The sequence below is a fragment of the Paracoccaceae bacterium Fryx2 genome, from assembly GCA_032334235.1.
Classification (GTDB): domain Bacteria; phylum Pseudomonadota; class Alphaproteobacteria; order Rhodobacterales; family Rhodobacteraceae; genus JAVSGI01.
Window position 1 is genome coordinate 704,237 of sequence record JAVSGI010000003.1, and the last position, 21,326, is coordinate 725,562.

Sequence of the window (21,326 nt, forward strand, 5' to 3'; positions counted from 1 at the left end):
TGTGCCCACCGTCACCCGCTTTGCCCCCTCGCCCACCGGCTTCATCCATGTCGGCAACCTGCGCACCGCGCTGATGAACTGGATGATCGCCCGCAAGTCGGGCGGCACCTTCATCCTGCGGCTGGACGATACCGACCAGGAGCGCAGCACCCAGGAATATGCCGACGGGATTCTGGAGGATCTCGACTGGCTGGGCCTGCACTGGGACCGGATCGAGAAGCAGTCGCTGCGGATGGACCGCTACCGCGAGGCGGCCGACCAGCTGCGCGCGGCGGGGCGGTTCTACGAATGCTTCGAAAGCCCGGTCGAACTGGACCTCAAGCGCAAGAAACTGCTGAACATGCACCGCCCGCCGGTCTATGACCGCGCCAGCCTGGCGCTGACCCCGGCCGAGCGCGACGCGATGCGGGCCGAGCGCGACGGCTACTGGCGCTTCCTGCTGGATCAGCAGCGCATCGAGTGGACGGACGGCATTCTGGGGCCGATCTCGATCGACGCGGCCAGCGTTTCGGACCCGGTGCTGATCCGGGCCGACGGGCAGGTGCTCTACACCTTCGCCTCGTCTGTCGACGACATCGACATGGGGGTGACCAGCATCGTGCGCGGCGCCGACCATGTGACCAACACCGCGACGCAGATCCAGATCATGCAGGCGATGGGGGGCAAGCCGCCGGCTTTCGCGCACCACAGCCTGCTGACCGGGCCGCAGGGCGAGGCGCTGTCAAAACGGCTGGGCACGCTGTCCCTGCGCGACCTGCGCGCGCAGGGGGTGGAGCCGCTGGCGCTGTTGTCGCTGATGGCGCGGCTTGGGTCGTCGCATCCGGTGGAACTGGCGGCGAGCCATGACGACCTGATCGCGGGGTTCGAGCTGGGCAGTTTCGGCGCGGCGCCGACCAAGTTCGACAGCGACGACCTGTTCCCGCTGACGCGCGCCCATGTGCAGGGGCTGCCGTTCGCCGCGGTGGCCGACCGGATCGCGGGGCTTGGCGTGCCCGCGCATCTGGCCGAGGGGTTCTGGAAGGTCGCGAAGGAAAACATCACCGTGCAGGCCGATCTGGGCGGCTGGTGGGAGCTGTTCAGCACCGGCGCCGAGCCGATGATCGACCCCGAGGATGCCGCCTTCGTGGCCGAGGCGCTGGCGCTGCTGCCCGAACCGCCCTTCACCGCCGCGACCTGGGGCGAGTGGACCGCCCGCGTCAAGGAGGCGACGGGGCGCAAGGGCAAGGGGCTGTTCATGCCGCTGCGCAAGGCGCTGACCGGCCAGGCACACGGGCCGGAAATGGCGGACGTGATGCCGCTGCTGCAGGTGGTGCGGGCGAAGGGCTGAGCGCGGGATCGCGGGCGCCGGGGCGGGCTTGCCAGCGCCGGGACTGACGCATTTGCGCGGTGTCGCGTCGCTTGCGGTTTCCTCTTGCAAGCCGCGCGCCGGGCGGGCTAGAGCTTGCGCGTCAGGATCGGGAGAATCCGGCCAGGGGGCGACCCCCGTCCGGTGCCGAAGGAGCAACCGCCCCGGTAAACTCTCAGGCGCAAGGGACCGTTCTGGCAGACAGACTCTGGAGAGTGGCCACCCCGCAGGGGGTTGCCCGCCGAAGGGATAACAATCTCAGGCGCCCCGTCGCGGGGTAGGGACAGAGGGGGCATCGTGGGGCAGGGATTGGCCTGCCCGGGCGGTGCCGGGCTGTGCGGTTTCCGGCGAAAGTGGAAAGGGCGGGATTTGACCGACCATGATGACGCGGGCCTCAAGCGGCTTGGCCTGCACGACCTTCACCTGGAACTGGGCGCCAGGATGGTGCCCTTTGCCGGTTACGAAATGCCGGTGCAATATCCGACCGGGGTGATGAAGGAGCATCTGCAGGTGCGCGCCGCCTGCGGGCTGTTCGATGTCAGCCACATGGGGCAGGTGATCCTGCGGCCGCGGGCCGGGATGGCGGCGCTGGCGGCGGCGCTGGAGACGCTGATGCCGGTCGATGTGGCGGGGCTGGCCGAGGGGCGGCAGCGCTATGGCCTGTTCACCAGCGAGACCGGCGGGATACTGGATGATCTGATGTTCGCCAACCGCGGCGATCATCTGCTGGTGGTGGTCAATGCGGCCTGCAAGGCGGCCGACCTCGCGCATATGACGGCGCATCTGTCGGAGGTGGCCGAAGTGGAGCCGGTGACCGACCGCGCGCTGCTGGCGCTGCAGGGGCCGCGGGCCGAGGCTACGCTGGCGGGCCTGCTGCCCGGGGTGGCGGCGATGCGGTTCATGGATGTGGCGGTGCTGGCGTGGCAGGGGGTTGAGGTCTGGGTTTCGCGCTCGGGCTATACCGGCGAAGACGGGTTCGAGATCTCGCTGCCCGACGCCCGCGCGCTGGAGTTCGCGCAAAGGCTGCTGGCGCAGCCGGAGGTGGCCCCGATCGGGCTTGGGGCCCGCGACAGTCTGCGGCTGGAGGCGGGCCTGTGCCTTTACGGCCATGACATCGACACCACCACTTCGCCGGTCGAGGCCGGGTTGACCTGGGCGATCCAGAAGGTGCGGCGCGCGGGCGGCGCGCGGGCGGGCGGCTTTGCCGGCGATGCCCGCATCCTGCACGAACTGGCCGAGGGGCCCGAGCGGCGCCGCGTCGGCCTGCGCCCGGAGGGCCGCGCGCCGATGCGCGAGGACACCGAACTTTTCGCCCCCGACGCCACGCCGGTCGGCCGGGTGACCTCGGGCGGCTTCGGCCCCTCCTGCGAGGCACCCATCGCGATGGGCTATGTGGCCGCCGCCCATGCCGCCCCCGGCACCGCCCTGCTGGGCGAAGTGCGGGGCAAGCGCCTGCCCGTCACCGTGGCCGAGCTGCCGTTTCACCCCACCACCTACAAGCGCTGAGGAGCGTTCCGATGAAATACACCGAAGATCACGAATGGCTGCGCGTCGAGGGCGATCTGGTCGTTGTCGGCATCACCGAACATGCCGCGACCCAGCTGGGCGACGTGGTGTTCATCGAACTGCCCGAGATCGAGACCGTGGTGGCGGCAGGCGACGAGGTCGTGGTGATCGAAAGCGTCAAGGCGGCCTCGGACATCCTGGCGCCGGTGGATGGCGAGATCGTCGCGATCAACGACAAGCTGATCGATGCCCCGGGTCTGGTGAACGAAGACCCGACCGGCACCGCCTGGATCTTCAAGATGAAGCTCGACGACCTGTCGGTGCTCGATGTCTTCATGGATGAGGACGAGTATCTGGACATGATCGGCTAGGCCGCCGCCGGCCGGGAGGCGGCAAGAGTATTAAGTAAAACTCTTGCAAAATCCTTTGAAGGATTTTGGACGGGCGCGCCTGCGCCCGCGTATATTTCTTGGTATCCGAGGACGGATCATGACCTACACCCCCACCGACTACAATCCCGACGATTTCGCCAACCGCCGCCACATCGGCCCCTCGCCCGAGGAAATGGCCGAAATGCTGAAGGTGGTGGGGGTGGCAAGTCTGGATCAGCTGATCGAGGAAACCGTTCCCGCGGGCATCCGGCAGGCCGAACCGCTGGACTGGGCGCCCCTGTCGGAACATGCGCTTCTGGCGCGGATGCGCGAGGTGGCGGGGCGCAACCGGGTGATGACCAGCCTGATCGGGCAAGGGTATTACGGCACCAACACCCCGCCCGCGATCCAGCGCAACATCCTGGAAAACCCGGCGTGGTATACCGCCTACACTCCCTACCAGCCCGAAATAGCCCAGGGCCGGCTGGAGGCGCTGCTGAACTACCAGACCATGGTGGCAGATCTGACTGGCCTGCCGGTGGCCAATGCCAGCCTGCTGGACGAGGCGACGGCGGCGGCCGAGGCGATGACCATGGCCGAACGCTCGGCCCGCAGTAAGGCGCGGGCGTTCTTTGTCGACCGGGGCTGCCACCCGCAGACCATCGCGGTGATCCAGACCCGCGCGGCTCCGCTGGGGATCGAGGTCATCGTCGGCGACCCGGCGCGGCTGGACCCTGCCGCGGTGTTCGGCGCGATCTTCCAGTATCCGGGCACCTACGGCCATGTGCGCGATGTTTCGGCGCAGGTGGCGGCGTTGCACGAAGCGAAGGCGATTGCCATCGTGGCGACCGACCTTCTGGCGCTCTGCATGTTGAAGGAACCCGGCGCGATGGGGGCCGACATCGCCATCGGGTCCAGCCAGCGTTTCGGGGTGCCGATGGGCTATGGCGGGCCACACGCCGCCTTCATGGCCTGCCGGGATGATCTGAAGCGCGCGATGCCGGGGCGGATTGTCGGCGTGTCGATCGACGCGCGCGGCAACAAGGCCTACCGGCTGGCGCTGCAGACGCGCGAGCAGCATATCCGGCGCGAGAAGGCGACCTCGAACGTCTGCACCGCGCAGGCGCTGCTGGCGGTGATGGCCAGTTTCTACGCGGTGTTCCACGGACCGCTTGGCCTGCGGGCGATTGCGGAGCGGGTGCATTTCAACACCGTCCGTCTGGCCGAGGCATTGCGCGCTGCGGGCGCCAAGGTCAGCCCCGAGGCGTTCTTCGACACCATCACCGTTCAGGTCGGCGTCGGGCAGGCGGGCATTCTGGCCGCCGCCCGGCACGAGGGCATCAACCTGCGCAAGGTCGGGCGCGACCGGGTGGGGATCAGCCTGGACGAGACCACCGACGCGGGCGTGATTGCCCGGGTGCTGCGTGCCTTCGGCATCAGCGATCCGGCGCCGGTGCGGGTGGGTCTCGGCTTTCCGCAGGAAATGGTGCGGCAGTCGCCCTATCTGACCCATCCGGTTTTCCACATGAACCGGGCGGAATCCGAGATGATGCGCTACATGCGCCGCCTGTCGGACCGCGATCTGGCGCTGGACCGGGCGATGATTCCGCTGGGCTCCTGCACCATGAAGCTGAACGCCGCCGCCGAGATGATGCCGATCACCTGGCCGGAGTTCGGCAGCCTGCACCCGTTTGCCCCGGTGGAACAGGCGGCGGGCTATACCGAGGCGATCACCGACCTGTCGGCCAAGCTGTGCCAGATCACCGGCTATGACGCGATGTCGATGCAGCCCAACTCTGGCGCGCAGGGCGAGTATGCCGGGCTGCTGACCATCCAGGCCTGGCACCGCAGCCGGGGCGAAGTGCGCGATGTCTGCCTGATTCCGGTTTCGGCGCATGGCACCAACCCGGCGTCGGCGCAGATGGCGGGGATGAAGGTGGTGGTGGTGAAATCGGCGCCGAACGGCGACGTGGATCTGGAAGATTTCCGCGACAAGGCGCAGGCGGCGGGCGACCGGCTGGCGGCCTGCATGATCACCTATCCCTCGACCCACGGCGTTTTCGAGGAAACCGTGACCGAGGTCTGCCGGATCACGCACGAACATGGCGGGCAGGTCTATATCGACGGGGCCAACATGAACGCCATGGTCGGCCTCGTGAAACCGGGCGAGATCGGCGGCGATGTCAGTCACCTGAACCTGCACAAGACCTTTGCCATTCCCCATGGCGGCGGCGGGCCGGGGATGGGGCCGATCGGCGTGAAGGCGCATCTGGCGCCGTTCCTGCCGGGGCATCCGGAAACTGGCGGTCTGGAAGGGCCGGTGTCGGCCGCGCCCTATGGGTCGGCGTCGATCCTGCTGATTTCCTGGGCCTATTGCCTGATGATGGGCGGGGCCGGGCTGACGCAGGCGACCCGCGTCGCGATCCTCAATGCCAACTACATCGCCGCCCGGCTGCGCGGCGCCTACCCCGTGCTGTTCATGGGCAACCGTGGCCGCGTCGCGCACGAATGCATTCTGGACACGCGGCCCTTCGCCGAGGCCGGGGTGACGGTGGATGACATCGCCAAGCGCCTGATCGACAACGGCTTCCATGCGCCCACCATGAGCTGGCCCGTGGCCGGCACCCTGATGGTGGAGCCGACCGAATCCGAAACCAAGGCCGAGATCGACCGCTTCATCACCGCCCTGCTGGCGATCCGCGAGGAGATCCGCGCGGTGGAGGACGGCGAGATTTCCGCCGAAGCCAGCCCCCTGCGCCACGCGCCCCACACCGTCGAGGATCTGGTGGCCGACTGGACGCGGGCCTACCCGCGCGAACAGGGCTGCTTTCCGCCCGGGGCCTTCCGGGTCGACAAATACTGGCCGCCGGTGGGCCGGGTGGACAATGTGTTCGGCGACCGCAACCTGATCTGCATCTGCCCGCCGGTCGAAAGTTATGCCGAGGCCGCCGAATAAGCGCCCTGCCCTTGCACAGGGGTCGGGGGTTCCCATATATTCGATAACTCGAATATGAAGGAGGCTGCCATGGCCGATGCCGTGAAACTGATCTGCACCACCTGCGGGCAGGCCAATCGCGTGCCGGTGGACAAGCTGTCGCTCGGCCCGAAATGCGGCAGTTGCGGCGACCCGCTGGCCGACGGCCGGGTGGCGGAACTGGAACCTGCCAGCCACGACAAGGCGACCCGCAGTGACGAGCTGCCGCTGCTGGTCGATTACTGGGCACCTTGGTGTGGCCCCTGCCGGATGATGGCACCCGAATTCGCCAAGGCTGCCAAGTCGCTGAAGGGCCGTGCACGCTTTGCCAAGATCAACACGCAGGACCACCCGGCAATTTCGGAACGCCTGGCAATCAAGGGCATACCGCTGCTGATCCTCTATGCCGGCGGGCGCGAGGTGGCGCGGCTGCCCGGTGCCCGCCCCGCCGCCGAGATCGAGGCCTTCGTGGAGGCCCGGCTGGGGCGGACCTGACCGCCCGAGTCTTACCGCCGCAGCCTGACCGCAGCCTGACCGCAGAACATCTTTTCTGTTTCGCTCGCCCCGGCAAAATGATTATTCTGCCGCAGGCAACATGCCACCGGGAGAGCCGCCCTGACCACCCTTCGCGAACTGCGCGCCATGTTCGACTGGCACAGCGGCCGGGCGCGCTGGATCTTCATTCACATCCCCAAGAATGCCGGCGTGGCAATCCGCAAGGCGCCCGAACTCGCCGGAAAGATCGTCTCGGCCGACCCCTATTTCCACGTCAGCCGCACCTATACCCGGGCGCTGGCCGACACCATGCGCGCCAAGGGCGAGCATCACGGCTTTCAGCACGCCCGCTGGCGCGACCTGAACCCCAGGGTGACCGCGCGGTTGCAACCTGTCGCCGTGCTGCGCAACCCCTGGGCGCGCACGGTGTCGCGGTGGCGCTTCGCGCAACTGGCGGCCAGCCAGGGCAAGGCCCCGGCTCAGTATGCCACCCAGCCGCTGGAAGCGTTTCTGGAGGAACGGCACATCTTTGGCGCCGAGCCATTCTTCTGGCACCGCGCGATCCACGGCTGGTATCCGCAGGCCGATTACGTGACCGACGACACCGGCGCCTTGCGCGTGGACCTGCTGCGGCAAGAGGCGCTGAGCGCGGAATCGCAACGCTACTTCGGGCTGACCCGGCCGGTGGCGCGGCGCAATGTCAGTTCCGCCACGGGGTTCGACTACCGCACCGCCTATGACGCCCGCACGATCCGGATCGTCGCCGACTGGTATGCCCGCGACATCGACCTGTTCGGCTTCGACTTCGATACGGCCGCGACGCGGAACACCTTTTTCCCGCCCGAAGACTGCGCCGCAACGCCACAGCCGGACCCGGCAAAAATTCCGGCGCAGGCCGTCGGGGTCGCTTGACATCGCCGCGCCCATGGGCCAAATCGCTTGCAGTGGGGTCGTAGCTCAGTTGGGAGAGCGCGTCGTTCGCAATGACGAGGTCAGGAGTTCGATCCTCCTCGGCTCCACCAATTTACCAATGATATATCTCTCCATGCTCGGCTGGTGGCCGGGGCCGGAGTGTGCGGGGTCTGTGCCGTCAACAGGCTGATGCGGCGATGCGCCTGCGGTCGTAGGACGACGGAATACCCAGCGATTCCCGGTATTTGGTTACGGTGCGGCGGGCGAGCATCGCCCCGGCCTCGCGTGCCAGCGTGACGATGGCGGCATCGCTCAGCGGGCGGGTGCGGTCTTCGGCGGCGACGATTTCCCCCACCAGCGCGATCAGCGCATCCTGCGACTGTGCCCCCGAGACGGTTTCGGCGGCGACCGAGCGGCTGAACAGCGCCTTCAGCGGCAGCGTGCCGCGCGGGGTTTCGATCAGGCGGGTGGCGGTGGCGCGGCTGATGGTGCTGGGGTGCAGCGACAACTCGGCCGCCACATCCTCCATCGACAGCGGGCGCAGGTGGCGGGGGCCGTGTTCGAGAAACGCCGACTGGTGGCGCACCAGACAGGCGGCGGTGCGCAACAGGGTCGCCTGCCGACGTTCCACCGCCCGCACAAGCCAGCGCGCCTGACCTGCGGCCTGCGCCAGATAGGCGCGGGTGGCGGCGTCGGGTGCGGGCAGCGTGTCGTCGGTCAGCCGCAGGCGCGGCAGGTGCGAGCGGTTCAGGTCGACCTCCCATGCGCCGTCGCGGTGGCGCACGCAGAGGTCGGGCGGCTGGACCGGCGCGCGGACGTCGCTGAAAGCCTCGCCCGGCTTGGGATTCAGGCTGCGGATCGTGGCGCGGGCGCGGCGGATGTCGTCGGGGTCGGCATCGCAGAGCGTGGCCAGCGCGTCGATCCGGCCTGCGGCCAGCAGGTCGAGATGGTCGAGGATCGTCTCCATCTCCCAGGTCAGCAGCCCCTGGTCGCAGAGTTGCAGGCGCAGGCATTCGGCCAGCGACCGGGCGAAAAGGCCTGCCGGTTCAAGGCCCTGAAGCCGGGCTAGCACCGCCTCGGCCGCGGGTTCCGGCACGCCGCAGGCCGCCGCGATTTCGGCCACAGGGGTGCCAAGCCAGCCCGAAGGCTCCAGCGCCCCGGTAAAGGCCAGTGCGATGGCGTGGTCTTCGTCGCGGTCGAAGGCCAGCGGAAGCTGCGCCGCGACATGGGCGTAGAGGCTGGGCGGCGCGTCCTGCAACGCGCCGATCTCGTCCCAGTCGATCGCCGGGCCGGTGCGAACGGGGCCCGGCGGGTTTTTCGGGGGGCGCAGGTCGAGGCAGGGATTCTCCAGCGCCTGTTCGGTCAGGTAGGCGGTCAGGTCGGTGTTGCTCATCTGCAGGATGCGCAAGGCGGCCTGCATTTTCGTGGTCATGGCCAGCGATGTCGTCTGGCGCTGGAAGCGATTCATTTCCATCGGATCAGCCTAACAGGGACGCGGCATTCGCCGCATCGCCACATCGTCGCGCCGGCGGCCCGCCCGGTTCAGCCGAACTTGAACAGGATGCCGTAGCCGCCGCGCGGGTAGGACCATTCGATCTCGCCGGTGGCCTGGCACAGGATGCGGCACGAGCCGCATTCCATGCAGCCGTCGGCCACGACCTCGACCCGGCCGGTCTCGCCGGTGCGGTAGCAGCCGGCCGGGCAGATCTGGGTCAGCGACTGCAACGCCGGGCTGTCGCCGCCGGGCTGCGGGTGAATGGTGACATGCGGGTTGCCCTCGTCCACCAGGTAGCGGTTCTGGTAGAGCCGCTCTTCCATCTTGGGCGACGCGGTTTCGGGTTTCTTGTCGGTCATCTCCAGGCCCTCGCGAATTTGAACAGATCGGTTGCCACACGCCACCAGCCGCCGCGCGCGCGTTTCAGGTCGCGCATCGCCTCGGCCTCCTTGCTGCGCTTGTCGGTGCCGTCGACACGCAGCATCGCCTGCATCGCGCGGTTGAGCGCAGCCGGATAGATGTTGAAGAACTGGCGGTTCTTTTCCAGCAGGTGCGGCACCTTGCGGTATTTCTTGAGGTCTTTCATCACGAAGCTGTCGGCCAGCTTGTCGCGGTAGAGCTTCAGGTTTTCCTCGGTCGGCTGTTTGCCTTCGGCGCGAAGCTGGATGATGGTTTCCGCCGCCAGCCGACCGGAGGTCATGGCAAGGTTCGACCCTTCGCGGTGGACCGCGTTCACGAACTGCCCGGCGTCGCCCACGATCAGCCAGCCGTCGCCGGTCAGGCGCGGAATGGCGTCATAGCCGCCTTCGGGGATCAGGTGGGCGACGTATTCCTTCATCTCGGACCCCTTCAGCAGCGGGGCGACCGAAGGGTGTGACTTGAACTTGTCGAGCAGGGCATAGGGCGCGATCCTGGTTTCGGCGAAATCGGCCAGCAGGCAGCCGACCCCGATCGAGATCGATTCCTTGTTGGTGTAAAGGAACCCGGTGCCGACCATGCCGGACGACACCGACCCCAGCACCTCGATCACCACGCCGTCATCCTCGCCCGCCAGGTTGAAGCGTTCGCGCACGGTTTCCTCGGGCAGGAAGTGGGTTTCCTTGACCGCAAGTGCCACGTGGTTCGCCTTGATTTCCGGGCGCAGGCCCGCGCGCTGGCCGACCATGCCGTTGACGCCCTCGGCCAGCACCACGATGTCGGCATGGATCTTGCCGCCATCGCGGTCGGTGACGACGCCGATCACCTTGCCGGACTCGGTCTTGATCAGATCCTTCACCGTGGTTTCGGTGATCAGGATCGCACCCGCCGCGCGCACCTGGCGCGAGAACCACTTGTCGAACTGCGCGCGCAGGATGGTGTAGCGGTTGGGCTTTTCCTCGTTGAAATCGTCCGACCGGTATTGCGCCCCGGTGTGCGAGCGTTCCGAGAGCATCCAGAACCGCTGTTCGATCACATGGCGTTCCAGAGGGGCGCTGTCACGGAAATCGGGGATGATGCGTTCCAGCGCGTCGGCGTAGAGGATGGCGCCCTGCACGTTCTTCGATCCGGGGTATTCGCCACGGTCGATCTGAAGCACGTTCAGCCCGGCCTTGGCCATCACATAGGCGGCAGCGTTGCCCGAAGGCCCCGCCCCCACCACGATCGCGTCGAAATGGTCTGACATCGCGGGTCTCCTCAGCTTGCCAGCGCGCGCACGCCAAGGCGGCGGGCGAAGGCATCGGTCAGCGCAGGCAACAGGCTCAGCGCATCGGCGACGACGCCCAGATGGGCGAACTCGAAAATCTTGGCCTCGGGGTCGGTGTTGATCGCCACGATCAGGTCGGCGCCCTCGACGCCCACCCGGTGCTGGATCGCCCCCGAGATACCGGCGGCGATGTAAAGCCGCGGCCGGATGGTGTTGCCGGTCTGGCCGATCTGGCGGTCGGCCGGGGCCCAGCCCTTCTGCACCACCGGGCGCGAACAGCCCCAGTCGCCGCCCAGCGTTTTCGCAAGGGTCCGCACCAGATGGAAGTTCGCTTCCGATTTCAGCCCCATGCCGCCCGCCACCACGATGTCGGCATAGGCGAGGTTGGAATCTTTCTTGGTGTTGTCGGACACGAATTCCAGCACCTTGGTGATGATGTCGTCCTCTTTCATCCGCAGCGATTCCCAGACCATGCGGCCCGCGCGTTTCGTGTCGGGTTCCGGCATCGCCATCACACGGGGGCGCACCGTCGCCATCTGCGGGCGGAAGTTCAGGGTGTGGATGGTGCAAAGCAGCGTGCCGCCGAAGGTGGGGCGGGTGGCGGCAAGGCTGTCGTCGCTGTCGATGGCAAGCTCGGTCGCATCCGCCGTCAGGCCGGTCTGCAGCGTGGTCGCCACCGACCCGGCCAAGTCGCGGCCCAGCGGCGTGGCACCCAGCAGCAGGATCTCGGGCTTGTGCTTGTTGACGAGGTCGGTCAGCACCTGGGTATAGGGTTCGTTGCGGTAGTCGGTCAGCGCCGCATCCTCGACGACGTAGCAGACATCGGCGCCGTAGTGGTAGGACTGTTTGCTGGCGCGCTTGGTGGTTTCGCACTTCGGGCCGATCACAACGGCGGCAAGCTGGCAGCCCAGCCGGTCGGCCAGCTTGCGGCCCTCGCCCATCAGTTCCCACGACACCGGATGCACCCGGCCACGTTCGATCTCGACGTTGACCCAGACGTGCTTGTAGTCGCGGAACCGCTCGGGCAGTTCCTTCTTCATGCCGGCGCGGCCGGCGGGTTTGGCGGTGGGTTCAGTGGCCATGTCGCGCTCCTTTCAGGTGGCGGTGGCGGCGATAACCGCTTCAAGCTTGGGGTCACGGGCGAACAGCAGATCAAGCAGCGCATCGCCGACCTGATCGGGTTTCTTGCCCTCGACGGTGACCATCTGGGCCTTTTCGGCGCGCGGGGTCGGGGCGAACACCCGCTTGACCACGGTGGGCGAGCCGCGAAGGCCGCATTTCATCGGGTCTTCCACCCCGGCATCCTCGGCCGACCAGATCAGCACCGGGGCTCGGGCGGCGCGCAGCAGGTCCTGGATCGAGCCGCGGCGGATGGTGTTGCTGTCTTCCAGCATGGTGATCAGGCAGGGCAGGCGCGAATGCAGCACCTGCACCCCGCCTTCCGACCGGCGCCGCACGATGATGCTGCGCTCTGCCAGATCGAGCGAGTCGATGGCGGAAACATAGGTCAGCTGGGTCAGCGACATGCGGCGCGCGATGCCGGGGCCGACCTGTGCGGTGTCGCCGTCGATGGTCTGCTTGCCGGTGAAAACGATGTCGATGGGCCGTTCCTCGCCGATCTTGGTCAGGGCCGTGGCCAGCGCAAAGGAGGTCGCCAGCGTGTCCGACCCGGCAAAGCGGCGGTCGGTGATCAGCACCGCCTTGTCGGCCCCCAGCCCCAGTGCGCGGCGCAGCGCATCCTCGGCCATCGGCGGGCCCATCGACAGCACCGTGACCTGCCCGCCGTATTCGTCGCGCAGCCGCAGCGCCTCCTCCAGCGCAAAAAGGTCATAGGGGTTGATGATGGTCGGCACCCCCTGACGCATGATGGTGTTGGTCACCGGATGCACCCGGATCTGCGCCGAATCCGGCACCTGCTTGATGCAGACCACGATGTTGAGGCCGGTCGGCGCAGGCTTCGGCGGCTCCAGGCCTTCGATCACGGGCTCTTCCATGGGGGGCTCCTTTCTGGTCATTCTGCGACCTCGGATGCGGGTGTGGTGGCGGCGGGGGCGATGCCGATGCCCGACAGCGGCACGAAGGCGGGTTTCTGCGGGGTGCGGGCATTGGCCAGCACCTTGAAGACCTTCTGTTCCAGCGGGGTGCTGGTCTCGAAATCCCGGTGCGCGCGGCGCAGGGCGGCGGCGGCGGCGGCGTAGACCGCGGCCTCAGTCTGGCCTGCAAGGCTGGTCGCGGACAGGTATTGCCCCATGCGCTTGAGGATGTGCAGGCGGGCGACGTTCAGCACCTCGGGGCTGTAGGGCACGCAAAGATAATCGAAGATGGCTTCCGCCGAAGGCTGGGCCGCGATCCGGGAAAGGACAGAGGGGTTGGTCATTGCGGTCTCCTGTTGCGGGTCGAAAGGGTGAGGTCGGCCAGCAGGGCGGCCAGGTCGCCCGGCCCGGCCCAGCGTTTCTCGCGCGCGGCCCACAGGCGCAGGCCGGGCAGGATGGCGCGCACCGTGGGCTCGTCGCAGGGCAGTCCGGCCTCGGCCAGCGCGCGTGCAAGGCCCGCAAGGCCGGAATGTTTGCCCGCCACCATGCGGTGCGCGCGGCCGAAGCGTTCGGGCGGCAGGGCCGCGCTTTCGTAGGTGGCGCGGTCCTTCAGCAGCGCATCGACATGGATGCCCGCCTCGTGGGTGAAGACCGCATCGCCGACGATCGGCTTGGCGGGCGGCACCGGGCGGCCCGAGGCGCGCGCCACGAGTTCCGACAGCGCGCAGAGCCGGTCGAGCGCCACGCCGGTCGGGCGGCCCGCGGCGGCCAGCACCGCCGCCACCTCCTCCAGCGCCGCATTGCCTGCGCGTTCGCCCAGACCGTTGACCGTGACCGACAGGTGCGTGGCCCCGGCCCGGGCGGCGGCCAGCGTGTTGGCGGTGGCCATGCCGAAATCGTTGTGGGCGTGAAACTCCAGCGGCAGCGTCAGGCGCGGCATCAGCCCCGCCACCAGATCATGCGCGGCAAAGGGGTCGAGGATGCCCAGAGTATCGGCCAGCCGGAAGCGCATCGCCCCTGCCTTCGCCGCAATCGCGGCCAGTTCGGCCAGGAATGCCGGGTCGGCGCGCGAGGCATCCTCGGCCCCGACCGACACGGCAAAGCCCATCTGCGTTGCCTGCCCCACCCAGTCTGCCAGGGTGCGGCGCAGCCAGTCGGCATCGACACGCAGCTTGCCCGCCATCTGCCGGTCGGACGCGGGCGCGGCCACGTGCAGCCGCTGCACGCCGCAGGTCGCGGCCTGCGCCAGATCCTCGGGGCGCAGACGGCACCAGACCACCGGGGCGGCGCGGGTCAGGCTTGTGGCCATGCTGCGGATGTCGGCAATCTCGGCCGGGCCCATCGCGGCGACGCCAAGCTCGATCTCCGCAAGGCCGGCGGCATCAAGGGCTGCGGCAATCGCGTGTTTCTCGGCGCTGCTGAAGGCGACGCCCGCAGTCTGTTCGCCGTCGCGCAGCGTGGTGTCACACAGGATCAGGGGGGCGCGGGTCATCATGGCACGGCCTCGCCTGCAAAGGGCTGGCCCGCGCCGAAGGGCGACATGTCGCGCAGCCGGGAAATGATGCCGGGCAGCACCGCCAGCAGGTGATCGACCTCGGCCGCCGTGGTCTCGCGCCCCAGCGACAGGCGCAAGCCACCGTGGGCGGCGGTGAACGGCACCTTCATCGCGCGCAGCACATGGCTCGGCTCCATCGCGCCCGAGGCGCAGGCCGACCCCGACGAGGCGGCAATGCCCGCGCGGTCGAGCAGCATCAGCACCGCCTCGCCCTCGACGAAATCGAAGGCCAGCGCAGATGTATTCGGCAGCCGGTCCAGCGGGTCTCCCAGCACCTGCACCCGGTCGATGGCGGCCAGCACGCCCTGTTCCATCCGGTCGCGCAGCGCCCGGATCGGGGCCACGTCCAGCCCCAGCGCCAGATCCGCCGCGCGCCCGAAGCCCGCGATGCCCGGCACGTTCAAGGTGCCCGCCCGCCGTCCGCGTTCCTGGTGCCCGCCGCGCAGCAGCGGCTGGAACGGCACGCCCTTGCGGACATAAAGCGCGCCAACCCCCTTCGGCCCGTGCAGCTTGTGTGCGGAAACCGAGAGCAGGTCGATATCGGTGCAGCGCAGGTCGATGGCGACCTTGCCCGCCGCCTGCACCGCATCGCTGTGGAACAGCGCGCCGGCCCGGTGCGCCAGTTCGGCCAGCCCTTCCACCGGAAAGATCGTGCCGGTCTCATTATTGGCCCACATCAGCGTTACCAGCGCGGTCTGCGGCCCGAGCGCGGCGCGGCAGGCGTCGATGTCGAGCCGCCCGTGACTATCGACGCCGATGCGGTGCACCACGACTCCGGCGGTCTTTTCCAGCCAGGCGCAGAGCGACAGGATCGCGGGGTGCTCCACCGTCGAGGTCACGATCTCGCGCCGCGCCGGGTCGGCTGCCAGTGCCGACAGGATCGCGGTGGTGTTGGATTCGGTGCCGCCCGAGGTGAAGACGATCTCGTCCTCGGATGCCGCCCCGAGCAGGGCGCGCAGGCTGGCGCGGGCGGTGCTGACGGCCCGTGCCGCCGCCCCGCCTTCGGCGTGCATCGACGCGGGGTTGCCGTAGCTTTCCGACAGATGCGGCAGCATGGCCGCGACGACCTCGGGCAGAACCCGTGTCGTGGCGTTGTTGTCCAGATAGCTGCGGATCATCTTGCGCCCCTTCAGCTTTTCGCCACGGGGATGACGCGGATCGGGCGGCCCAGCGCATCTGCGATGCGCTTTTGCAGGCCCCCCAGCGTCAGCGAGGCCATCTGGCAGCCCTTGCAGGCGCCGGTCAGATGCACCTGCACCCGGTTGCCGGAAAACTCCATCAGCTCGACATCGCCGCCATCGGCGCGGAACACGGCGCGCATCTGCTCGAGGATGCGGGTCACTTCCGCCAGTTCCTCGGCCGCCGACAGCGGCACGTCGCGCGCTACTTTCGGGTTGGAGGGGTGGGTGGGCGCAATCGGCACGAAGGACTGGCGCGGCGAGACCGTCAGCGGCACGGCGGCAATCACCGGTTCCGGCTCGCCGGTAAAGGCCGCCAGCGCCGCCCCCAGCGCGCGCCGCCCGGTTTCGGGGCTGGCCATCCGGTCGGAGGGCAGCCCGCCCAGCGCCTGCGCAATGTCGTGCCCTGTCAGGCGGCGGGCCTCGTCGACCGACTTGCCCTGCACCAGTTCGGTCAGCGCCGAGGCCACCGCAATCGCGGGGCCGCCGCCGATGCCCTGGAACCGCGCCGCCTCGATCACCTGCGTTTCCGGGTTGACCCGCAGCATCAGCCGCAGCGCGTCGCCGCCATGCAGCGACCCGGCCTCGCCCACCGCATTGGCATCGGCCAGCGAGCCCACGTTGCGCGGGTTGAAGAAATGGTCGCGGACCTGTTCGGAATAGCCCCACATGCCGCCGCCCCCCTAGCAGAAGGATTTGCCGCAGCCGCAGCTGCTGGTGGCGTTCGGGTTTTCGAACACGAAGCCCGCACCTTCGAGGGTGGAGACGAAGTCGATGGTCGCCCCTTCCAGGTGCGCCTGGCTGTCAGGGTCGACCAGCACGGTCACGCCGGCGGTTTCGATCACCGTGTCGTCGGGGGCGCGGGTCGGCTCCAGCGCCATGCCGTATTTCAGGCCGGCACAGCCGCCGGTCTGCACCATGACGCGCAGGCCCGCGACGGGCTGGGCGGCCCCGGCGATCGCGGTGCGGATGGCGTCCTGGGCGGCGGGGGTGATCTCGATCATCGGGCTCTCCTGTCGTGGCGCAGAGGGTTCACGAGGGGAGAAGCAATCAGCGTGCCAAGTTGCGTTTCAGGGGGAAATCAGCGGCTTGGCGGGGTCTTGTCGGGTGTCATCCAAGGGGATTTCGCGACAATGGCGGGTTTGCGACAGAGGATTACGCGGTTTCCGGGCCGAAGCAGACCGGCCATTCCGGGCAATCGTCGCAGTTGGGCGACAGGCACATCGCAGCCCCGCTGTCAGAGCATATCTGGCGGTAGAAGAACCGCTTCCAGCGCATGTTGCGGCTGTTGGCGGCGTGAAGCTTGGGAAACTCGCGCGCGATCAGGCGGCCGAGGGCGGGCCGGTCGGGCAGGCCTAGGTCTTCCCACAGATGGCGCGGCTCCATCGCGCGGCGGGCGAGGATCTGCGCCAGCCAGAAGCTTTCCTCGGAAATCGCGCCACCGCGCCAACGGATCATCAGCGCGATGTCGGTCTGGTCCTGCGGCACGGGTGCCAGCGGCTTGTCGAGATCGGGCAGCGCCGCGCAGGGCAACCAGCGCGCACCCAGCCGCGCCAGCGCCTTCGGCTCCAGCCCCAGGAGGTCGGGCAAGGCCCCCCTGCCCCGGTCGCGTTCGGCCAATGCATGAGCGATGATCGCGGCCAGATCGGCGCGCAGTTCGTTTGCCACGGGTGCGGGCTCAGGCCGACTCATGGGTCTGGCAGTCCTTCGGGCAGACGCGGTTGCACGCCCCGCAGCCGACACAGGCGCCGGCATTGACCATCACCATGATCTTGCGCAGGATTTCCTCGTCGTCGTCATCGTCTTCCGACACGTCGACCACGTCGCCTTCCTCGGTCACGCCCTTAAGGGTCATCACCCCGCGGCCGCAGACCTTGTAGCAGCGGCCACAGCCGATGCACTTTTCGGCGTCGATGGCGCTGAGGAACAGCGGGACGTATTCGGTTCCGTCGCGGGAGAAGGCGGTCTTCGGCATGGCTGTCCCTTTCAGGCGCGGGCTGCGTCGGGGTAGGTGGCGATGGTGGCGACAGCATCGGCGGTCAGCTTGTCGCCGGCCTCGGCCAGTTTGGCCCAGGTGGGAAAGCCAAAGCGGTGGATGTCGCGCAGGTGTTTCGACACAACGACCAGCCGGCCTGCGATCAGCACCATGCGGCCAAAGCCTTCATGGCTGAACTTGCTCATCGGTGTGGCCATGCAGCCGGTCTGGCGTTCGATCAGCAAACCTATGGCATCATAGAACTTTTCCAGCCGCCACACCGTGTCGGGGTCGGGGTCGCCCATGATCGGCATCTCGCGCCGTTCCTCGGGCGTCAGGATGAATTCGGCCAGCAGGTCGGCGTCGGACTTGTCTTCCCAGCTGCCATGGCCATCCTCGGCGCGCACCACGGCCACCAGTTGGCGCAGGAAGTCGCTTTCGGGCCAGTCGCCGCCGCGCGGCGTGGTCAGGGTGGTGGTATCGGTCACTGGCTGATCTCCTCGTCGAGAAAGCTGGGGTCGAGAAAGCTCGGGGCGGCGCTGCGGCCCATGGCCTTGCGCAGGAAGGGGGGCGGGCCGTCGCGCAGCATGTCGCGGACCTGGGTCAGGATGGCGCTGATCGGTTCGGGGTCTTTCCGCTTGATCGGATGGACGCCCGCCCGCACCACCCGCGCCGCCGACGGCCCGCCGATGGCCAGCACGAACAAGAGTGCGCAGCCGTTTAGCGCCGCGATCTTCGGCCCGATGCGGTCGGCCTCGTCATCGTGGCGGGCGGTCTGGGCGGTCACGTCGTCGAACCCCACCGCCTCGACAAAGCGCGAGGCCGTGGCGCTGACCTCATACACCGCAAAGCTGCGCGCCGACCCGAAATGGGCGTTCAGGTTTTCCATGTCATTGGTGGCAATGGCGATTTTCAGGGCGTGGTCGGTCATCGGGGGCTCCGGGTCAATGAGGCGCAGGCGGCGGGGGGGCATGATCGAACTCCGCATCTGGGGGGCGGCGCCGAAATCCTCGGGCCGGGGGCGGTGGGAATGGGACAGCACGGCGTTGGCAATCTCGTAGTAGAACGCCCGCGTGCCGACATAGCCGGTGCGGCAGACATCCTGCGCGCCCAGCCGGTCGAAGGTCGGAAACCCGGCGCGGACATGGGGCAGGTGCAGGCGGGCGGCGGCCATCCGGCCATGGGCATGGGTCAGGATCAGCTGCGCATCGCCCGCCTTGGCCCCGCGTTCAAGATCGCCCAGATCGCCCAGGATCACCTCGGCCGCCGGGATCAGCGCCGCCGCCGGGTTCAGGGACGAGGTGCTGACAGCCGTCACGATTTCGGCCCCTAGCGCGGTCAAGGCGGTGCCAAGGGCGAAGGCCAGATCAGGGTCGGCCCCCAGCGCCACGCGCAAGCCGCCGATCTGGAAATGCGCATCAAGACAGGCATCGGCCAGCCGCGCCCTGTCGCGGCGGACAAGGGCGGGGGCGGGGTTGCCCGAAAGCTCCATCAGCGCCGTGACAAAGGCATCGACTGCGCGCAGGCCGGTCAGCGACGGGATCACCCGGGCGGGCACCCCGCGCGCTTCCAACAGGGCCGCCGCCGGGCGCATCGCCTCGCCGATGGCCAGCGTCGCCACGCTTTGCGCCATGCGCGGCAGGTCGGCCAGCGGCGTGCCGCCGAGCGAGGTGCCCGACCAGTCGTCGGACAGATGGCCGTCAAGCGAGGTCGAAAGATCGGGCAGGATGATCGGGGTCAGCCCGAAGGCGCGGATCATGCCGGCGGTGGCCTCGACCTCGGCGGGGGTCAGGTGGCTGCCCGCCAGCAGGTTGACCTGGCCTGCGACGCGCGGGCCGGTGTGGGCCGGAACGGTTGCGGTGATGATCGCCTCGACTGCCCGCGCCCAGCCATCCTCCAGCCCGCCCGCGAAATCGGGGGTGGCGGCGTAAACCACCGTTGTGCCGACAAAATCGCTGCGCCGCGCCAGCATCTCGCGCAACTCGCCCGCGACATCCTCGCCCCGGGTTTCGGTCAGCGCGGTGGAGGCGATGCCGATGAACTTCGGGTTCGACCGCTTGCGCAGGTTCTCGATCGCCTCCTCGATCTGCTCTCCGCCGCCGAGGATCGCCGAGATTTCGTTCATCGCGGTGGTTTGCAGCGGGATCGCCTCGCGGAAATGGCGCACCAGATGCACCATGGCGAAGGCGGTGCAGCCCTGCGCGCCGTGGAACAGAGGGATGGCGCCCTCGATGCCGAGATAGGCCATCGCGGCCCCCAGTGGCGCGCTGGATTTCAGGGGGTTGGTCGACAGGGCGCGGTGCGGGTGCGTGAGGCGGGCCATGTCAGCAATCCTCGAAATCGGCGGCGGAACCGGGGACGAGCAGCAGCGGTGCGGCGGCCATCGCTGCGGCGGGCGCGTCCCAGGGTGCGGGGGCGCGCAGGTCGGCCCACATCGGGTTGTTCATCTCGCGGTCGATGGCGCGCACGAGGTTGATCATGCCCATGTAGCCGGCATAGGGTTCGTGCTTTTCCTGATTGACATCGACCCACGGCACCCGGGCCTTCAGCGCCACGAACTGGCTGCGCCCGCCCGACATCAGCACGTCGGCGCGGGCCTCGCGCAGCAGGGTATACATCTCACGCGGGGACATGTTGTCGAACATGTGGCTGTCGTCGCCCATGATCTCGACCACGCGGCCCTTGTCCTCCTCGGTGGCCTTGCGGACCGAGGTGCCGACGACCACCATCCCCAGTTCCTGCAAGGCGGACACCACCGACCAGCTTTTGTGCCCCCCGGTATAAAGCAGCACGCGCTTGCCCGCGACCGCGGGGCGGTAAGGTTGCAGCGCGGCCCAGGTCTTCGCCTCTTCTTCCGCAATCAGCGCCTCGCAGCGGGCGGTAAGGTCGGGCGGCGCGCCGCGGTCCACCAGCATGGCGCACAGGGTGCGCAGCGCGGCCGAGGTGTCGGAAATGCCGTAGAACGATCCTTCGAAGAAGGGGATGCCGTAGCCTTCCTCCAGATGCCGGGCGAGGTTGATCAGCGCCTTGGAACAGACCAGCATCGTCACCCGCGCGCGGTGGGCCATTGCGACCTGCGCGTAGCGCGCATCGCCCGAAATCGATCCGAGGATGCGGATGCCCAGCCGGTCGAGCAGCGGTTTCACCTGCCACAACTCGCCCGACAGATTGAAATCGCCGATGATGTTGATGTCGCACAGGCCCGGCGCCTTGGGTTCCATGGTGCCGATGACATGGGCGTAAAGCGCCTCGCCCGCCAGCTTGTTGCCAAGGTTTTTCGAGCCGACATAGCCCGGCACGTCGATCGGGATCACCGGCGTGCCGAAGCGTTCGGCGGCGGCCTTGCAGACGGCGACGATGTCATCCCCGATCAGGGCCGACACGCAGGTGGCGTAAACGAACACCGCCGCCGGGTTCTGCTCGGCGATCACCTCGCGGATGGCGCGGAACAGCTTTTTCTCACCGTTGCCCATCACGATATCAAGCTCGGTCAGGTCGGTGGTGAAGCCGGTGCGGTAGATCTCGGGGCCGGAGGAGGCGGAACCGCGGTTGTCCCAGCCGTTGCCTTCGCAGGCCAGGGGCGCGTGGACCAGATGCGCCACGTCGACAATCGGTTGCAGGGCGATCTTGGCGCCGTCGAAAGCGCAGCCGCCCGCCGCAGCCCCGGGGGTCAGTTGCTTGGTGCAGCCCTTGCGGCGTGCGCTGTCGTCCTTGGCGCGGTTGGTGTCGCAGGCCGGTTCGTTCAGAACACCCGCGATCTGCGCTTTCAAAGCCTCGGCCATCGCCCGTCCCCTTTCGTCATG

The 21,326-nt window shown here is 68.3% G+C and carries 21 protein-coding genes, 1 tRNA gene, 1 pseudogene and 1 riboswitch; of the genes and pseudogenes, 7 read left to right on the top strand and 16 right to left on the bottom strand.

The window, feature by feature from the left end:
- Position 1 precedes the first annotated feature (1 nt).
- The 7 genes from gltX (at position 2) to RNZ50_04365 (ending at position 7,713) form a co-directional block, all read left to right on the top strand.
- Positions 2-1,327 (top strand): glutamate--tRNA ligase, encoded by a 1,326-nt coding sequence (gene gltX / locus RNZ50_04335; GenBank protein ID MDT8854278.1) that lies wholly within the window; start codon positions 2-4, stop codon positions 1,325-1,327.
- A gap of 118 nt (positions 1,328-1,445) precedes the next feature.
- Positions 1,446-1,547, top strand: a riboswitch (glycine riboswitch).
- 167 nt (positions 1,548-1,714) lie between these two features.
- Entirely contained in the window at positions 1,715-2,851 is a 1,137-nt protein-coding gene (gcvT, locus tag RNZ50_04340; GenBank protein MDT8854279.1) for a glycine cleavage system aminomethyltransferase GcvT, read from the top strand.
- A gap of 11 nt (positions 2,852-2,862) precedes the next feature.
- Positions 2,863-3,222, top strand: a complete 360-nt coding sequence (gcvH, locus tag RNZ50_04345) for a glycine cleavage system protein GcvH (GenBank protein ID MDT8854280.1) — start codon at positions 2,863-2,865, stop codon at positions 3,220-3,222.
- A gap of 118 nt (positions 3,223-3,340) precedes the next feature.
- Entirely contained in the window at positions 3,341-6,178 is a 2,838-nt protein-coding gene (gene gcvP / locus RNZ50_04350) for an aminomethyl-transferring glycine dehydrogenase (protein ID MDT8854281.1), read from the top strand.
- Between the two features lie 69 nt (positions 6,179-6,247).
- Positions 6,248-6,691 carry a thioredoxin TrxC gene (gene trxC / locus RNZ50_04355; GenBank protein ID MDT8854282.1) on the top strand — a complete coding sequence of 148 codons (444 nt, stop codon included), beginning with the start codon at positions 6,248-6,250 and terminating at the stop codon, positions 6,689-6,691.
- A 147-nt stretch (positions 6,692-6,838) separates the two neighbouring features.
- Positions 6,839-7,603, top strand: coding sequence for a hypothetical protein (locus RNZ50_04360; GenBank protein MDT8854283.1), 765 nt, complete (start codon positions 6,839-6,841; stop codon positions 7,601-7,603).
- 34 nt (positions 7,604-7,637) lie between these two features.
- Positions 7,638-7,713: transfer RNA gene (locus RNZ50_04365), tRNA-Ala, on the top strand.
- Positions 7,714-7,781: 68 nt separating this feature from the next.
- On the opposite strand, the gene rpoN is transcribed toward RNZ50_04365, so the two are convergent.
- The 16 genes and pseudogenes from rpoN to nifE form a co-directional block, all read right to left on the bottom strand.
- The gene (gene rpoN, locus RNZ50_04370) at positions 7,782-9,077 is read right to left on the bottom strand and encodes an RNA polymerase factor sigma-54 (GenBank protein MDT8854284.1); all 1,296 of its coding nucleotides are present in this window, start codon (positions 9,075-9,077) and stop codon (positions 7,782-7,784) included.
- Positions 9,078-9,145: 68 nt separating this feature from the next.
- Positions 9,146-9,457: a ferredoxin family protein gene (locus tag RNZ50_04375; protein MDT8854285.1), complete on the bottom strand. Its 312-nt coding sequence runs from the start codon at positions 9,455-9,457 to the stop codon at positions 9,146-9,148.
- Positions 9,454-10,761 carry an FAD-dependent monooxygenase gene (locus RNZ50_04380; GenBank protein MDT8854286.1) on the bottom strand — a complete coding sequence of 436 codons (1,308 nt, stop codon included), beginning with the start codon at positions 10,759-10,761 and terminating at the stop codon, positions 9,454-9,456. The genes RNZ50_04375 and RNZ50_04380 overlap by 4 nt, the downstream gene beginning before the upstream one ends.
- An 11-nt stretch (positions 10,762-10,772) precedes the next feature.
- Entirely contained in the window at positions 10,773-11,864 is a 1,092-nt protein-coding gene (locus RNZ50_04385) for an electron transfer flavoprotein subunit alpha/FixB family protein (protein MDT8854287.1), read from the bottom strand.
- A 12-nt stretch (positions 11,865-11,876) separates the two neighbouring features.
- Positions 11,877-12,776, bottom strand: coding sequence for an electron transfer flavoprotein subunit beta/FixA family protein (locus RNZ50_04390; protein ID MDT8854288.1), 900 nt, complete (start codon positions 12,774-12,776; stop codon positions 11,877-11,879).
- A 17-nt stretch (positions 12,777-12,793) separates the two neighbouring features.
- Positions 12,794-13,159: a nitrogenase stabilizing/protective protein NifW gene (gene nifW, locus RNZ50_04395; protein ID MDT8854289.1), complete on the bottom strand. Its 366-nt coding sequence runs from the start codon at positions 13,157-13,159 to the stop codon at positions 12,794-12,796.
- Complete coding sequence (nifV, locus tag RNZ50_04400) at positions 13,156-14,307, bottom strand: homocitrate synthase (protein ID MDT8854290.1); 1,152 nt, start codon at positions 14,305-14,307, stop codon at positions 13,156-13,158. The genes nifW and nifV overlap by 4 nt, the downstream gene beginning before the upstream one ends.
- Positions 14,307-15,488 carry a cysteine desulfurase NifS gene (gene nifS, locus RNZ50_04405; GenBank protein MDT8854291.1) on the bottom strand — a complete coding sequence of 394 codons (1,182 nt, stop codon included), beginning with the start codon at positions 15,486-15,488 and terminating at the stop codon, positions 14,307-14,309. The genes nifV and nifS overlap by 1 nt, the downstream gene beginning before the upstream one ends.
- Before the next feature lie 11 nt (positions 15,489-15,499).
- On the bottom strand, positions 15,500-16,219 hold the full coding sequence (locus RNZ50_04410) for an iron-sulfur cluster assembly scaffold protein (protein MDT8854292.1): 720 nt from the start codon (positions 16,217-16,219) through the stop codon (positions 15,500-15,502).
- Positions 16,220-16,231: 12 nt separating this feature from the next.
- Positions 16,232-16,552 (bottom strand): iron-sulfur cluster assembly accessory protein, encoded by a 321-nt coding sequence (locus RNZ50_04415; GenBank protein ID MDT8854293.1) that lies wholly within the window; start codon positions 16,550-16,552, stop codon positions 16,232-16,234.
- A gap of 151 nt (positions 16,553-16,703) precedes the next feature.
- Positions 16,704-17,240, bottom strand: a complete 537-nt coding sequence (locus tag RNZ50_04420; GenBank protein MDT8854294.1) for a nitrogen fixation protein NifQ — start codon at positions 17,238-17,240, stop codon at positions 16,704-16,706.
- The gene (gene fdxB, locus RNZ50_04425) at positions 17,227-17,523 is read right to left on the bottom strand and encodes a ferredoxin III, nif-specific (GenBank protein ID MDT8854295.1); all 297 of its coding nucleotides are present in this window, start codon (positions 17,521-17,523) and stop codon (positions 17,227-17,229) included. Before fdxB ends, RNZ50_04420 begins: the two co-directional genes overlap by 14 nt.
- Before the next feature lie 11 nt (positions 17,524-17,534).
- Complete coding sequence (locus RNZ50_04430; protein MDT8854296.1) at positions 17,535-18,011, bottom strand: NifX-associated nitrogen fixation protein; 477 nt, start codon at positions 18,009-18,011, stop codon at positions 17,535-17,537.
- Positions 18,008-18,454: a nitrogen fixation protein NifX gene (gene nifX / locus RNZ50_04435; protein MDT8854297.1), complete on the bottom strand. Its 447-nt coding sequence runs from the start codon at positions 18,452-18,454 to the stop codon at positions 18,008-18,010. The genes RNZ50_04430 and nifX overlap by 4 nt, the downstream gene beginning before the upstream one ends.
- A gap of 168 nt (positions 18,455-18,622) precedes the next feature.
- Positions 18,623-19,846 (bottom strand): annotated as a pseudogene (gene nifN / locus RNZ50_04440) (nitrogenase iron-molybdenum cofactor biosynthesis protein NifN).
- Between the two features lies 1 nt (position 19,847).
- Positions 19,848-21,305, bottom strand: a complete 1,458-nt coding sequence (gene nifE, locus RNZ50_04445; protein MDT8854298.1) for a nitrogenase iron-molybdenum cofactor biosynthesis protein NifE — start codon at positions 21,303-21,305, stop codon at positions 19,848-19,850.
- Positions 21,306-21,326: the final 21 nt, after the last annotated feature.